The organism is Stenotrophomonas sp. 05N423 (assembly GCF_056397145.1).
Window position 1 is genome coordinate 15665 of sequence record NZ_JBFTMV010000001.1, and the last position, 14564, is coordinate 30228.

At 69.2% G+C, this 14564-nt stretch carries 12 protein-coding genes; 6 read left to right on the forward strand and 6 right to left on the reverse strand.

What is annotated here, in order from left to right; all coding sequences use genetic code 11:
• Positions 1-94 precede the first annotated feature (94 nt).
• Both AC1DGW_RS00070 and AC1DGW_RS00075 read left to right on the forward strand, forming a co-directional pair.
• The gene (locus AC1DGW_RS00070; protein WP_478018622.1) at positions 95-553 is read left to right on the forward strand and encodes a hypothetical protein; all 459 of its coding nucleotides are present in this window, start codon (positions 95-97) and stop codon (positions 551-553) included.
• A gap of 72 nt (positions 554-625) precedes the next feature.
• Positions 626-1048: a hypothetical protein gene (locus AC1DGW_RS00075; protein WP_478018623.1), complete on the forward strand. Its 423-nt coding sequence runs from the start codon at positions 626-628 to the stop codon at positions 1046-1048.
• Positions 1049-1086: 38 nt separating this feature from the next.
• Here AC1DGW_RS00075 and lpxH read toward each other — a convergent pair whose 3' ends face one another.
• The 3 genes from lpxH to AC1DGW_RS00090 all read right to left on the reverse strand — a co-directional run bounded on the left by lpxH (position 1087) and on the right by AC1DGW_RS00090 (position 3599).
• On the reverse strand, positions 1087-1830 hold the full coding sequence (lpxH, locus tag AC1DGW_RS00080; RefSeq protein WP_478018624.1) for a UDP-2,3-diacylglucosamine diphosphatase: 744 nt from the start codon (positions 1828-1830) through the stop codon (positions 1087-1089).
• A 112-nt stretch (positions 1831-1942) separates the two neighbouring features.
• On the reverse strand, positions 1943-2482 hold the full coding sequence (locus AC1DGW_RS00085) for a phosphatase PAP2 family protein (protein WP_478018625.1): 540 nt from the start codon (positions 2480-2482) through the stop codon (positions 1943-1945).
• Positions 2463-3599: a glycosyltransferase family 4 protein gene (locus AC1DGW_RS00090; RefSeq protein ID WP_478018626.1), complete on the reverse strand. Its 1137-nt coding sequence runs from the start codon at positions 3597-3599 to the stop codon at positions 2463-2465. The genes AC1DGW_RS00085 and AC1DGW_RS00090 overlap by 20 nt, the downstream gene beginning before the upstream one ends.
• 191 nt (positions 3600-3790) lie before the next feature.
• On the opposite strand from AC1DGW_RS00090, the gene AC1DGW_RS00095 reads away from it, so the two are divergent.
• The 4 genes from AC1DGW_RS00095 (at position 3791) to AC1DGW_RS00110 (ending at position 9183) form a co-directional block, all read left to right on the forward strand.
• Positions 3791-4201: a GntR family transcriptional regulator gene (locus tag AC1DGW_RS00095; RefSeq protein ID WP_478018627.1), complete on the forward strand. Its 411-nt coding sequence runs from the start codon at positions 3791-3793 to the stop codon at positions 4199-4201.
• Positions 4202-4313: 112 nt separating this feature from the next.
• Positions 4314-5222, forward strand: coding sequence for an ABC transporter ATP-binding protein (locus tag AC1DGW_RS00100; RefSeq protein ID WP_478018628.1), 909 nt, complete (start codon positions 4314-4316; stop codon positions 5220-5222).
• A gap of 28 nt (positions 5223-5250) precedes the next feature.
• Positions 5251-7071: a hypothetical protein gene (locus AC1DGW_RS00105; protein ID WP_478018629.1), complete on the forward strand. Its 1821-nt coding sequence runs from the start codon at positions 5251-5253 to the stop codon at positions 7069-7071.
• Between the two features lie 24 nt (positions 7072-7095).
• The gene (locus AC1DGW_RS00110; RefSeq protein WP_478018630.1) at positions 7096-9183 is read left to right on the forward strand and encodes a S9 family peptidase; all 2088 of its coding nucleotides are present in this window, start codon (positions 7096-7098) and stop codon (positions 9181-9183) included.
• Positions 9184-9370: 187 nt separating this feature from the next.
• Here the strand turns inward: AC1DGW_RS00110 and ppx are convergent, their stop codons facing one another.
• The 3 genes from ppx to phoR all read right to left on the reverse strand — a co-directional run bounded on the left by ppx (position 9371) and on the right by phoR (position 14508).
• Positions 9371-10897, reverse strand: coding sequence for an exopolyphosphatase (ppx, locus tag AC1DGW_RS00115; RefSeq protein WP_478018632.1), 1527 nt, complete (start codon positions 10895-10897; stop codon positions 9371-9373).
• 186 nt (positions 10898-11083) lie between these two features.
• Positions 11084-13171 (reverse strand): polyphosphate kinase 1, encoded by a 2088-nt coding sequence (ppk1, locus tag AC1DGW_RS00120; RefSeq protein ID WP_478018633.1) that lies wholly within the window; start codon positions 13169-13171, stop codon positions 11084-11086.
• The gene (phoR, locus tag AC1DGW_RS00125) at positions 13168-14508 is read right to left on the reverse strand and encodes a phosphate regulon sensor histidine kinase PhoR (protein WP_478018634.1); all 1341 of its coding nucleotides are present in this window, start codon (positions 14506-14508) and stop codon (positions 13168-13170) included. Before phoR ends, ppk1 begins: the two co-directional genes overlap by 4 nt.
• Positions 14509-14564: the final 56 nt, after the last annotated feature.

Here is a 14564-nt window from a genome sequence, read left to right on the forward strand (position 1 = left end):
GCGCGGCGCATGATCGTGCTGCGCGGATCGCACGGTGTTTACCCGGTGCATGCGACGATGGCCGCCATCGTGTCCCGCCGCCCTGGAGAATCGCATGCATCCCTTCCGCCTCCTGTCGATGGCCTTGCCGATGGCGACGTTGATGGCCTGCAGTCCGGCCACGCCGGACGCCAATACGCCAGCACGTATGCCTGCACGCGAAGCCGCCGCCGCGCAGGCGGATACGGGCATGGCGGTGTTTCCGGCAAACCTGCAGGCGGCGGGCGTCGAGCCGTTCTGGGGTGTGAAGGTGGAAGGGGCGGCGTTGACCTACACAACGCCGGAAACGATGGAGGCGCCGCGCCGGCTGCAGGCCACGCGCAGTATCGATGCCGACGGCCTGCATCTGGCGGGCGCGGATGGCGGCATGCCGTTCCGGCTGGACGTGCGTCGCGAACCCTGTTCGGACGGCATGTCCGACCAGGAATATCCGTTCAGCGTGTCATGGCGGCTGGACGGCAGGACGGCGAAGGGGTGCGCTTTCGACCCGGCGTCGCCGCCACCGCCGCAGTGAGCCGCCGCATGTCCGGGCAGGCCGGGTGAAGGATCGGGTATGGTCGTGCCTTCCGTACACGCAGGGGGACATATGCGGCAACGTGAACTTGGTTATGGCCAGACGGGCGTGCTGGTGACGTTGGGGGTGATCGCGCTGGTCCTGGTCGGCGTGGGCTGGGGCGGGCCGCGGTACCGGGTGTACGCGCAGGAACTGCGCGGCAAGGCCGCGCTGGTCGAAGCCGAGAGCAACCGTCGCATCGCGGTGCTTGAAGCCGAAGCGGCACGCGACGCCGCCGTAGCGCTGGCCGCCGCCGAGATCGAGCGGGCCAAGGGCGTGGCCGAAGCCAACCGCATCATCGGCGACAGCCTCAAGGGCAATGAGGGGTATCTGCGCTACCTCTACATCGACGCGCTCAAGACCACGCCGAACCAGACCATCTACATTCCCACCGAGGCGGGCCTGCCCATCCTCGAAGCCCAGCGCAAGGCGTTGCCGGCGCAATCGGTGCAATAAGCCGCCTGTCGGGCCAGGGTGCGGGGCGATTTCAGCACCTACGGTGCCAATGCTTCCAGTCGGTATCCATCGGCATCCACGCGCAGCACAGATCCCTGTTCGTACCAGTCGCCGAGCACGATGCGGGTGCAGGTGGTTCCGCCGGCCTGCACGCTGTGCACGGCCGGGCGATGGGTGTGGCCATGGATCATCGTGTCCACGCCATAGCGGCGGAACGTGGCGACGACTTCGGCCGGGGCCACGTCGGTGACGGTTTCGAACTGGGCGCGGTCGCCTTCCTTCATCTCCGACTGGCGCGCCTGACTGGCCGCGCGCGCCTTCTGCGCGAAGGCGATGCGCGCTTCCAGCGGTTGCGACAGGAACTGGGCGATGAAGGCCGGGTCGCGGGTCTGCGCGCGGAATGCCTGGTAGGCGATGTCGTCGGTGCACAGCAGGTCGCCGTGCTGCAGCAGTACCGGCTTGCCGTACAGCGTGACCACGCAGGGGTCGGGCAGGATGCGCATGCCGGCGCGGCGGGCGTAGTCCTCGCCGACCAGGAAGTCGCGGTTGCCGCGGAGGAAGAACACCGGTACGCCGGCATCGGCCAGCTCGCGCAGCGCGGTCGCGACCGCATCGGCGGCGGTGGAGGGGGTGTCGTCGCCGATCCAGGCTTCGAACAGGTCGCCGAGGATGTACAGCGCCTCGGCCTGCCGCGCCTGCCCGCGCAGGAAATCCAGGAACAGTCCGGTGATGGCTGGACGGCTCGGGTCCAAGTGCAGATCGGAGATGAACAGCGTGGTCATGGCGGCCATTGTAGGGCAACGCCGCCGCCTCACCGGCGGGATGCGGCACGGGTCCGTGCAGCGTCCTGCGCCGGATGGGCGAGGCCAGCCAGCGGTTGGCCGGCGCTCCAGGTCAGAACGGCAAAGGCATCAACTGCAGCGAGGCGGTACCCAGCAGCAGGGCGATACCGGTCGCGGCCAGCACGTCGCTGGGATAGTGCAGGCCGAGCACGACGCGCGACAGCGCCACGCCGGCGGTGAACGGCAGCAGCAGCGGTGCCAGCCACAGGTAATAGGCCAGGGCGACCACGGTGAAGGACACCGCGTGCAGGGTGTGGCCGGAGGGAAAGCTGTACTCGTCCAGCGGCGCGACCCAGGCGCGGATGCGCAGGTCGGTGGCGAACGGGCGCGGGCGCCGGGTCCAGCGCTTGAGGGCCTTGTAGAGCGTGAGCGCGACCACGCCGGTGGCGGCCATGTGCGCCGACGCGCGCAGGCCGTCCATGCCGTCGGCCAGCACCAGCGCGCCCATCAGCAGGTACCAGAACACGCCATCGCCGAGGCGGCTGATGACCGCGAACAGGGTGCGGATGCGGCGACGGCGGCAGTAGTGGTTCGCCCGCCGGCACCAGCGGGTTTCGCGGGCGAGCAGGCCGTCAGGCGGCAGCAAGGGCATGGGCACGTCTCCGTTGCGACAGTTCGTGCAGCAGGGCCTCGAATTCGGCGACCACGTGGTCCGGGTGCAGCCGCTGCATCGCCAGGCTGGCGTTGGCGCCGAGCGGCGTGCGCAGGGCGTCGTCGCCGGCCAGGCGCAGCGCCGCGTCGATGAAGTTCTCGTCGTTGTCCACGGCCACGCCGCTGTACCCGCTCTGCAGATGTTCACGTGCGGCGCCATAGTCGAAGGCGACCGTGGCCACGCCGCTGGCCATGGCTTCCAGGGTGACGTTGCCGAAGGTCTCGCTGCGGCTCGGGAACAGGAACAGGTCGCCGCTGGCGAAGTGGCGGGCCAGTTCCTGTCCGCGCTGGATGCCGCAGAAGACGAAGTCGGGATTCTCCTGCGCCATGCGCTCGCGCAGCGGCCCGTCGCCGACCCAGACGAAGCGCGCGTCCGGGCGCTGCTGCTGGATCCGGCGGAACGCCTGTATCGCCAGGCCGAGGTTCTTCTCCGCGGCGATGCGGCCGACATGGATCACCGCCAGCCCGCGCGCGTCCAGTCCCCATGCCCGGCGCAGTTCCGCATTGCGTTGCCGCGGCGTGAACTGCGAGGCATCCACGGCGCGCGCGAGCAGGCGCGGGTGATGGAAGCCACTGTTTTCCAGGAAGCCCTGCAGCTCGCGGGTGGGCACCAGCGTGGCGTCGCCCTGGTTGTGGAAGCGGCGCATCCAGCCCAGCGCGACGGGCTGCAGCCAGGCCGCACCGTAGTCGGGCAGGTAGGTGTCGAAGCGGGTGTGCAGGCCGGTGGCGACCGGGATGCCGAGCCGCCGCGCGGTGCGCAGCGCCGACCAGCCCAGCGGGCCCTCGGTGGCGATGTAGACCGCGTCGGGACGCTGCCGGCGCCAGTGCCGCGCCAGCCGGTAGGGCAGCGGAAGCCCGAAGCGCAGGCCGGGATAGCGCGGCAGCGCCACGCCGCGCACCAGCAGTTCGTGCGGTTGCGCCGCGTCCTGCGGCTGGCGGGGACGCACCACGTCCACGTCGTTGCCGCGGGCGCGCAGGCCGCGCTCAAGGCCCTGCACGGTCAGGGCGACGCCGTTGACCTCCGGCGGATAGGTCTCGGTGACGATGGCGTAGCGCATGGCTCCTCCGTTTTGCCGGCAGCGTGCGCGCCGGGGGTGACCGGTGCATGTCGTGGCGATGACCGGCGGATGACTCCGTCGGCGCCCTGGGCCGGTTCGTCCTCGCGATACAGGCTTTCGTCGAAAGGGGCTTGACGCTTCGCCATGTATTAACTGTACTATTTCAAATAGTACAGATGGCGGAGGTGAACATGGCACGGACACGAGCGTTGATGATCCAGATCGCCACCGGCGATCCACGCCCGATCGGCAGGCAGATCGTGGATGCGGTGCGGATGAAGATCGCCACCGGCGAGCTCGATCAAGGCGACCAGTTGCCCAGCGTGCGCGGCCTGGCGCAGCAACTGATGGTCAACCCGAACACCGTGGCCAAGGCCTACGCCGAGCTGACCACCGAAGGCTGGCTGGAGTCGCGACAGGGCATGGGGCTGTACGTGGCCGCGCCCCGCCAACGGCTGTCCGACGCCGAACGCGGGCGCCGGCTGGACGACGCCATCGGTCGCTTCGTCAACGATGTGATCCCGTTGGGTTTCCCCCCCGACGAGGTGCAGACGCGGGTGGCCCGTGAACTCGAGCAACTGGTTCCGCGAAAGACCGCCTGAGCGCGGTTTCCCTCATCTGCGTTGCCCTGAGCGCAGCGAAAGGCCTGTTTGTCGAACTGCGATGAAGCAGGCTTTGCGGCGCCCGGGAAGACAACTCCAAGAGAGTTTTCCCATGCCCACCGAATTCGTCATCGAAACCCGCGCGCTTTCCCGGCGCTACGGCAACAAGCTGGCGCTGGACCGGCTGGATCTCGCCATCCCTCGCGGCCGCATCCACGCCATCGTCGGCGCCAATGGCGCCGGCAAGTCCACCCTGTTCCGCATCCTGATGGGCTTCATGCCGCCGAGCGCGGGCGAGGCGCGCATCCTCGGCAAGGACAGCCAGTCGCTGACCCCGGAGGATCGCGCGCGGATAGGTTTCGTCAACGAGGAACACACATTGCCGAACTGGATGCGCGTGTCGCAGGTGATGGCGATGCAGAAGCACCAGTACCCGCGCTGGAACCAGCAGGCCTTCGACGGCGTGATCGGCCACTACAACGTGCTGCCGGAGCAGAAGGTCGGCCAGCTCTCGCGCGGCGAGCGCGCCGGCTTCAACCTCGCGCTGGCGCTGGCGCAGGGCCCGGAGCTGCTGGTGCTGGACGAGCCGACGCTGGGCCTGGACGTGGTCGCCAAGCGCGCCTTCCTCGAATCGCTGCTGTATAGCAACGCCGCCGACGACTGCACGGTGATCTATTGCTCGCATCAGATGGAGGAGATCGAGCGCATCGCCGACAACCTGATCATCCTCGAACGCGGGCAGCTGAAACACATGTCCGTGCCGGAGGAGTTCACCGCGCGCGTCAGCCACTGGGTAGCCGATGTGCCGTTCAAGGGACCGGAGCCGCATACCGTGCCCGGCCTGCTGGAAGTACAGCGGCTCGACGGCCTGCACCACTACCTGGTGCTGGACCAGGACGCCGGCTTCGAGCGCTTCCTGCGTGCGGCCGGAGCGCGCAGCATGCAGTCGATGCCGGTCAGCCTGGACCGCGCCGTCAACGCCTTCCTGGCCAAGAACCACGCCGCGCCGCCCGCGGCCTGAGCGCGTCCCAGACAACGAGGACAACACGATGTTCGATTTCTTCAAAAGCGAGCTGCAGCGCTTCCGCCTGTGGGCTGCCGTCGCCGGCATCGTCAATTTTGCCGTGCTGGCCTTCCTGAGCCGCATGGTGGACATGGCGCAACAGCCAACCTTCGTCTACCAGGTGTTCGGCGCGGCGTACGTGGTGGTCGGCGCTGCGTTCGGCCTGTACCAGATGGGCAGCTACCGAAAGCCGAATCATTGGCTGAACCTGTTGCACCGGCCGTTGCATCGCTTGCGGATCGCGGGCGCGTTGACTGCCGCGGTGACGCTGCTGTTGCTGCTGGCGGTGGCGTTGCCGATCTTCCTGGTCGCGGCGTATCAGGACACGATGACCGCGCGCGTGGTCGATGCCCGCCACTGGCTGCTGGCGGTCGCCGGCGGGCTGATCGCAGTGTCCGGCTATCTGGCCGGGGCATATGCGATGGTCGGCAATCGCCGCTATTCGTTCGCCGGTTTCCTGCTGCCCAACCTCTTCCTGTACGCGCAGGCCACCGGCGTTGCGATGCTGGGCGTGCAGTGCGTGGCCGTCGCGTTCCTGGCTGTGTTGCTGGCGATCGCGTTCAAGCCGGATCCCGCCGCGCCGTCGCGCAATCCCGCCGCCGTGCTGGCAGTCGCATTGCCGGTGCAGGTGGGTGCGTATTTCCTGGTGTGGATGCTGGGCTACGGTGCCGAAGTGCTGTGGACGGTGGCAGGCACGCATCCGCTCAACATGTCGAAACCGCCTGCGGGCGGCTACATCGAGGCCGACCGCGCCGAAGGCAAGGACATTCTGCTGATGGGCATCGCCGGCAGCCGCGACCCGCAGGCGGCGCTGTGGCGCGAGCAGATCGCGTTGTCCGATGTGTACACGACCAATCCGCTGCGCAACCTGCCGGTGCAGGGCAGCATGACCAACCTGTCGCCGCTGGAGCTGGGCGACGACGAGAACAATCTGTGGATGGTGTACAGCCACGACCGCGCGCGCTTCGTCACCCGCGGCCTGCGCGACCAGCGCCGGATAGGCGAAATGGGCGTGGGCGAGGAACAGGCCGCGTTCCCTGCGCCGACCATGCCGTACGGCGCCACCTACCTGTACAACGCGCACGCGGCCTACCAGTACGACAGCGAGCAGCAGCGCATGTTCGAGCGCATCCGCCTGCCGCAGGGCGAGGTGATGGCCAGCCCGCCGGAGCCGGCCGGCGACAACCTGCTGGTACTCAGCGATCGTGCCGCCTATTTCTATCCCGGCCGCGAGGCGGGCAATGGGCTGGAGTTGCTGCAGCCGCTGATGCGCGTGCCGATGCCGGCAGCGGTGGGCAAGCTGGGCCGGATGGACGTGGTCGAACTGTTGGACGGCTACCTGGTGTCGTACACCTACACCTGGGGCGTGTGGAGCGGCGAACTGCAGCATCCGTTCCAGCAGGTGCTGCGCGTGGACGGCAAGGGCCATGCGCGGGAAGTGGCGCGCCGCGCCCTCTCGATCGATCTGCCTTCGATCTATACCAACCGCAACACCTGGCTGTCGCCGGTGATCCGTGCACTCTGCCTGGGCGCGGCGGACCTGTTCGCGGCGAAGGACCCGCTGCGTGCCGCACCCGAGCCGATGCCAGCGCCGATCCTGTGGCTGGCCGCCGCCTGCTGCCTGCTGTCGTTGCTCGGTGCGGTGTGGCTGACCGGCCGGCAGTCGCATTCCCCGCATGGCCGCTGGGGTTGGGTGCTGCTGTGCGGCGTGGTCGGCCTGCCGGCGCTGGCCAGCCTGTGGCTCATGTACCCGCGTCGCGAAACCCTGTCGATGGCCGCGCCTGGCGCGCAGCCGGTCGCCGCCTGAGCCGGAACGGAAAGGAACCAGACGATGACGACGTTCCGGACCCTGTGCGGCACGCTGGCGCTGTGCGCCCTGTTGCTTGCTCCTCGCACGCTGCCCGCGCAGGAGGCCGAAAGCCTGCGCGCCGCGGAAGCCGCGCAACGCACGCTGCCGCGTGCACCGCGACTGCCGCGCACGGCCTTCCTCGAGAATCGCACCCTGGTGGCCGCCGAGCTGTCGCCGGCCGGCGATGCCGTGGCCTATCTGCGCGAGCAGAAGGAGTCGCGCGCGCTGTGGCTGCTGCCGGCGAATGCCGGGAGCGGCAAGGCGCGCGTGCTGGTGGGCAGCACGCAGGCCGGGCAGTTGATGTGGTCGCGCGATGGTCGCTGGCTGTTCCTGCGCGCCTCGCGCGTGCTGACCATCGTCGGCGTCGATGGCCGCGGCGGCGTGCGCGTACCGCTGGGCGGCCCCGAACGGCGGCGGGTGATCAAGCTCGATCCCTCGCAGCCGGCCGCCGTGCTGCTGGGCGAGCGCGTAGCCGCCGGCAAGGGCGAGCGCTGGCGGGTGGTGCGCATGGATGCGCGCGGCAAGCGCACCCTGCTGCATGAGGATGCACGCTGGATACACGACGTCGCGCTGGACGCGCGGGGCCGTATCGTCGCGCTGGCGCGTTTCGAGGGCGACCACGACGCGCTGTACCGGGTGCGCGCGGACGGAGCGCTGCGCGAAGTGCTGCGCCTGCAGCCGATGGAGCGGCTGGACCTGCTGGCCGTGCACGCGGATGGCAGCCTGCTGATGACCGGCAATCCAGACAGCACGTCGCCCGGCGGGAATTTCCGCCGGGTAATGCGGCTGGATGCGCACGACAGACTGCAAACGCTGCACCAGGACCCGCGCGGCGAAGCCGACCTCGACGAAGTCGTGGTCGATCCGGGTACGCAGCAACCACTGGCGGCGAGCTATCGCAGCACCGTTGCCGCGACCTACGGCATTGGCGATGCGCGGGAGGTGGTTGCGGATATCGTGCGCAGGTTCCCGGGCCGCGACATCGGCCTGCAGGCCGGCGGCGGTCCCTCCGCGCTATGGCTGGTGAGCGAGCGCGCGGCGACGTTGCGTGATCCGCGCTGGTACCTGTACAACCCGCGTGACGGCGGGCTACGGCGCATCCTCGATGATCCCGGCATCACCAACGGTTCGCCGGAGGAAGCCGCACTGGCGCGCAAGATCGCCGTCAGCTACGTGGCCTCCGATGGCCTGCGCGCGCGCGGCTTCCTGGTGCTGCCGCCGGGCGTGGACGCCGCGCGCGCACCGCTCATCGCGCAGGTGCATGGCGGGCCGATCAACCATTTCCGCGACGGCTACGATGGCGTGGCGCAGTTCCTCGCCAACCGCGGCTATGTGGTGTTCCAGTCGAACTTCCGCGGCTCCACCGGCCATGGCCGCGCGTACACGTTCGCGTCGAATGGCGACTACGGCAATGGCCGCGTGCAGCGCGACATCGTCGAAGGCGTACGCTGGCTGCTGGCGCAGGGCATCGGCGACCAGGGCCGCGTGGGCATCGTCGGTCATTCCTTCGGCGGCTATTCCACGCTGCTTGGCCTGACCTTCCAGCCGGAACTGTTCAAGGTCGGCGTGGCTGGCGCCCCGCCGGCCGACCTTGGCTGGGCGATGCGCTGGCTGGTCGCGGCCGGCGAGCAGGGCGACCTTCCCGACCGGTCGCTGCAGCAGACCTTGCGCGCACTGTCGCTGGACGCCACCGAGCCGGCGGTGTTCGCGCGCCTGCACGCGCAGTCGCCGCAACTCAACGCCGCGAAGATGCGCCAGCCGCTGCTGGTGATGGCTGGTGGCGCCGACCGCACGGTGGCGATCCGCCAGGTGACGGACTACGTGGCGACGCTGAAGGCGCAGGGACGTCCCGTCACCCTGCTGGTCGAGCCGGGCGGCGGGCATTCGCCGGTCGATCCGCTTCCGCGCGAAGCCTATCTGTTCGGCATGGAGACCCTGTTGCAGGCGCATCTCGGCGGCCCGGCGCCGGAGCCGCCTGGCCAGCGCCTGCGCGCCTATCTGCGCGGGAACCTGCGGTCGGCGGGGCCGGAGTTCAGGACATGGGCGGAGAAGTCCAGCCCGGGCCAATGAGTCGCGCCGGTGAACGCACGGGCAGCGCTGCTGCGTGATGGGATCCATGTGGCCCGTGGAGGCATCTGGAGGAAGACCCCGCGGGACGATGCGCCGATCGCGCGCGGGCTCCGGATTTCATGCGATCCGGATGATCGCGCCGACCAGCGGCCGGCATCTGTCCGCAGTCGGTGCCGGTGCTGCCGGATCAGGCGACGAATGGGCGGAACGCGATGCCCAGGCCGACCATGCCTTCGTTCTCGCCGACGAGGTCGGCGCGCAGCAGCGGGCGCGCGTCGATGAAGGTCTTGTCCAGTACCAGCGACAGGGCGTTGCCGTCCACGCTCAGTTCCAGCGTGGGGATCGGGTCGTCCTCGTGCGAGCGGTGCAGCAGCACTGCCAGCCGCAACAGCGCGGCGGTACGCCGGGCCGGCAGCAGCAGGCGGTCGGGCAGGGCATCGAAGGCGGTCTTGGGCACGCCGCGGCGGTGGGTGCGGATCAGCGCGGCCAGCATCTGCTGTTCCTGGCGCGAGAAGCCGGCGATGTCCGAGTGCTCGATCACGTAGCTGCCATGGGTGTGGTAGCCGCTGTGGGCGATCATCAGCCCCAGTTCGTGCAGGCGCGCGGCCCAGCCCAGCATGCGGGCGTCGTCCGAATCCAGTTTCCAGCTCTCGGCGACCTGTTCGAACAGGCGCAGGGCGGTGGCCTCCACGCGCAGCGCCTGGGCGGCGTCGATGTCGTAGCGGCGGGTCAGCGCCGCCACCGATTCGTCGCGCGGGTCGTTGTCGCTGGCGCGGCCCATGATGTCGTAGAGGATGCCCTCGCGCATCGCCGCCTTGCTGACCAGCAGTTTCTGCAGGCCCAGTGACTGGAAGGCGGCCTCCAGCACCAGCACGCCGCCGGCAATGATCGGCCGGCGCTCGCTGGACAGGGTGGGCAGGTTGATGTCGTCGATGTGCCGGGCGCGCAGCAGCTCCTCGCGCAGCTGCGGCAGCGCCTGCGCGGTGATCGCGCCCTTGCTCAGCTTCATCGCCGCGCAGATCTCGCTGATCGCCTTGTGGGTGCCGGACGAACCCAGTGCCTCGTCCCAGCCCAGCGCCCGGTATTTGGCCGCGAACGGCTGGAACTCGGCGCCGATCTCGGTGAGCGCATCCTTCCAGCGCTTCTTGCTCAGCTTGCCGCCGGGAAAGAAGCGGCGCGTGCTGGCGATGCAGCCGGCCTGCAGGCTCTCGCGTTCCAGCGGTTGCATGCCGCTGCCGATGATGAATTCGGTGGAGCCACCGCCGATGTCGATCACCAGCCGGCGCTGGCCGGGCTTGGGCGGCTGTGCGTGGGCGACGCCCAGGTAGATCAGGCGCGCTTCCTCGCGGCCGTTGACCACTTCGATGGCGTGGCCCAGTGCGGTCTCGGCCGGCATCAGGAACGACAGCGGCGAGCGCAGCTGGCGCACGGTGTTGGTGGCCAGCGCACGCACGCGGTAGGGCGGGATGTTGCGGATGCGCTGGCCGAAGCGGGCCAGGCATTCGAGCGCGCGCTGCCGCGCCTCGGCCGACAGCCCGCCCTTGCCATCGAGCCCGTCGGCCATGCGCACGGTCTCGCGCAGGCGGTCGACCACCCGCAGCTGGCCGAGCAGATAGCGGGCGATGACCATGTGGAAGCTGTTGGAGCCCAGGTCGATGGCGGCCAGCAGATCGCCGTCCTGCAGGGGGGGGAAGGTCGGGGAGGACTGGGGCATGGCGGAATGGTAGTGGATGGCCGGGGGCGCGTGTCACCTTGCGCGCGAATCCGCGCGCAAGGTGCCTTCGTGGGAGCGGCTTCCGCCGCGAAGGGGCACTCCGGCAAAGCCCGGCGCGGGAGGCCGGGGTGATTGGCCGGGAAGCCCCTTTGCGGCGGAAGCCGCTCCCGCGGATGCGGCCGACGCCTACAGCGCTTCGAGCAGCGCCTGCTGCGCCGAGTGCGGCGGCTGGCCGGGTTGCGGCGTGCACTTGCGGTAGCGGCCGTCGGCCTGCAGTTCCCAGGCGTTGAGGTTGTCGTCCAGGTAGTTCTGCAGCACCTCGCGGTAGATGCGCCGCGACAGGTCGCTGTCGAGGATCGGGAAACAGGTCTCCACGCGCCGCAGCAGGTTGCGCTCCAGCCAGTCGGCACTGGCGCAGAACAGTTCCGGCGCGCCGTTGTTGCCGAACCAGTAGACGCGGCTGTGCTCCAGGAAGCGGCCGACGATCGAGCGCACCCGGATGTTGTCCGAGACCCCTTCCACGCCCGGGCGCAGGGTGCAGGCGCCACGCACGATCAGGTCGATCTGCACGCCGGCCTGCGATGCCGCGTAGAGGGCGCGGATCACCTGCGGCTCGTTGAGCGCGTTCATCTTGGCGATGATGCGTCCCGGCTTGCCGTCCAGCGCCAGCTGGGTCTCGCGCTCGATCCGCTGCAGCAGGCCGGCATGCAGGGTGAAGGGCGACTGCAGCAGGCACTCCAGCTTCATCTTCGAGGCCAGCCCGGACAGCTGCTGGAACAGCTGGTGCACGTCGTTGCCAATATCCGGATCGGCGGTGATCAGGCTCAGGTCGGTGTAGGCGCGCGCGGTGCCGCTGTGGTAATTGCCGGTGCCCAGGTGCACGTAGCGGCGCAGCTTGCGGCCCTCGCGGCGCACGATCAGCAGCATCTTGGCGTGGGTCTTGTAGCCGACCACGCCATAGACCACCTGCACGCCGGCATCCTGCAGGCGGTCGGCGAGGCCAAGGTTGGCTTCCTCGTCGAAGCGCGCGCGCAGCTCCACCACCACGGTCACGTCCTTGCCGTTGCGCGCGGCCTGGATCAGCGCCTCGACGATCCCCGAATCCTTGCCGGTGCGGTACAGCGTCTGCTTGATCGCCAGCACGTTCGGGTCCACCGCCGCTTCGCGGATCAGTTCCAGCACGGTGCTGAAGGAGTCGAACGGGTGGTGCAGCAGCACGTCGTCGCGCGCCACCATCTCGAAGATGCCCTCGGGTGTCTTGAGCACGCGCGGCGTCATCGGCGGGTACTTCAGGTCCGGCCGCTGCACCAGGTCATAGACCTGGATGACGCGGTTGAGGTTGACCGAGCCGTCGATGCGGTAGGCGGCGTTCTCGGACAGGCCGAAGTTCTGCAGCAGGGTCTGCACGATCGCGCGCGGGCAGTCGTGGGCGATCTCCAGGCGCACCGCCGGCCGGTAGCCGCGGTCGACCAGTTCATCGCGCAGTGCCAGCGCCAGGTTCTCCACTTCTTCCTCGTCCACCACCAGTTCGGAGTTGCGGGTGACGCGGAACTGGTAGGCGCCGCGCACGTCCATGCCCGGGAACAGTTCGTTGACGAAGGTGGACAGCACCGCCGAGAGCAGCACGAAGTTCTGCGTGCCACCCAGCGATTTCGGCAACTGGATGATGCGCGGCAGCGAGCGCGGCGCACGCACCAGCGCAAGGTGCCCGGCGCGGCCGAAGGCATCGGTGCCCTTGAGCACGACGACGATGTTCAGCGATTTGTTGAGGATCTTCGGGAACGGATGCGAGGGGTCCAGCCCCAGCGGCGAGAGCACCGGCATGATCTCGTTGCGGAAATAGGCGCGCAGCCAGCGGCGCTGGCGCGCGGTCCAGGTCGAGGGCGAGAGGATGCCGATGCCTGCTTCCTGCAGGGCTGGGCGCAGCACTTCGTTCCAGCAGCGGTACTGCTGCTCCACCAGTTCGGCGGCGCGGTCGTGGATGGCGGTCAGGATTTCCTGCGGGCTCAGCCCGTCCGGTGCCGGCGGCAGGCCGAATTCCTGCGCGTGGCGCACCGCCGCCGCGCGGATCTCGAAGAACTCGTCCAGGTTGGTGCAGGAAATGCAGAGGAAGCGCAGCCGCTCCAGCAGCGGCACCTGCTCGTCCATCGCCTGCGCCAGCACGCGGAAATTGAAGTCCAGCTGCGACAGTTCGCGGTTGATGTACAGCGCCGGCTCGCGCAGCGGATCGTTGCTGGAGGCCGCGGGTGCTGGGGACGGAGCGGGAGCGTTCATGCCGGGAAGTCTTCCGTGGACGGGGACGAGGGGAGGGCGCTGCGAGGGCGCACGTGTTCGGCATCGAAATGACAGGCGAAGGTGCTGCCCTGGCCGACTTCGCTGCGGATTTCCAGGCGCGCCTGGTGCAGGCCGAGGATGTGCTTGACGATGGACAGGCCCAGGCCGGTGCCACCACTCTCGCGCGAACGGCTGCTGGATACGCGGTAGAAGCGTTCGGTCAGGCGCGGCAGGTGGTTGGCGGGAATGCCGTAGCCGGTGTCGGTCACCGCCAGCACCGCACCCTTGCCTTCGCGCGCGAAGGTCAGGGTGATGCGGCCGCCGGCCGGGGTGTAGCGCACCGCGTTGGTGACCAGGTTGGAGAACGCGCTGTGCAGTTCCTTGTTGGAGCCGGCCAGGTCGATGCCGGCGCTGTCCTCGACGAGGATCGCATGGCGGCCCTGGCTGTGCGCCTCGGCCTCGCGTCGCAGCGAGGCGAGCATCGAGGTCATCGCCACGGTTTCCAGTTCGGTGTGCTGCTGCGATTCAAGCCGCGACAGGGTGAGCAGGTCTTCCACCAGCTGCGCCATGCGCTGGGATTGCTTGCGCATCTCCGCCAGCATCGGCCCGGTATCGGGGAAATCTTCCGGGTCCATCATGTCCAGGTAACCGTGCACCACGGTGAGCGGCGTGCGCAGCTCGTGCGAGACGTTGGCCACGAAGTCGCGGCGCACCTGTTCCAGGTGCAGCAGCTTGGTGACGTCGCGCGCCACCAGCAGCCAGTGATGGTCCGAGTACGGGATCAGGCGCAGGTGCAGGCGGATGCCAGGATCGACCGGCGAATTGGCGTCGAGGATCGGTTCGGCGTTGCGGCCGCCAGCCAGCCAGTGCGCCAACGGCAGCGGCAGCAGGCGTTCGACCAGCGGTGCGTCCATGTCGGCCGGATGCTGCAGGCCGAGCAGCGCGGTGGCCGCTTCGTTGAACCACTGCACGCGCTGGGTGTTGCGGTCCACCACCACCACCGCGTCGGGCAGCGCCGCCGCGGCGGCGCGGTAGCTGCGCAGCATGTCGATCAGGCGTCGCTTGCGCGCGCGCATTTCCTGCTGGTTGCGGTGGAGCAGGCGATCCAGTTCGTTCCACACGCCGGTGCCGCTGGCCGTTTCCCAGCGCTGGCGCGCGGTCAGCCGCAGCAGCACCTGGCGCAGCCGCCAGTAGTGCCAGGCCAGGACGCCCAGCGCCGCCAAGGCCACCGCCAGCGAGGGAAAGCCGAGCAGGGTGCCGATCAGCAGGGCCGACAACAGCAGCACGGCCACGGTGGCCAGTGTCTTCAACCAGGCGGATCGGAATTGGCGGGGCATTGCGCTCTCGGGTGTTGCGGATGGATCCATCGGAACTGTGACCGGTTATAGCAGGA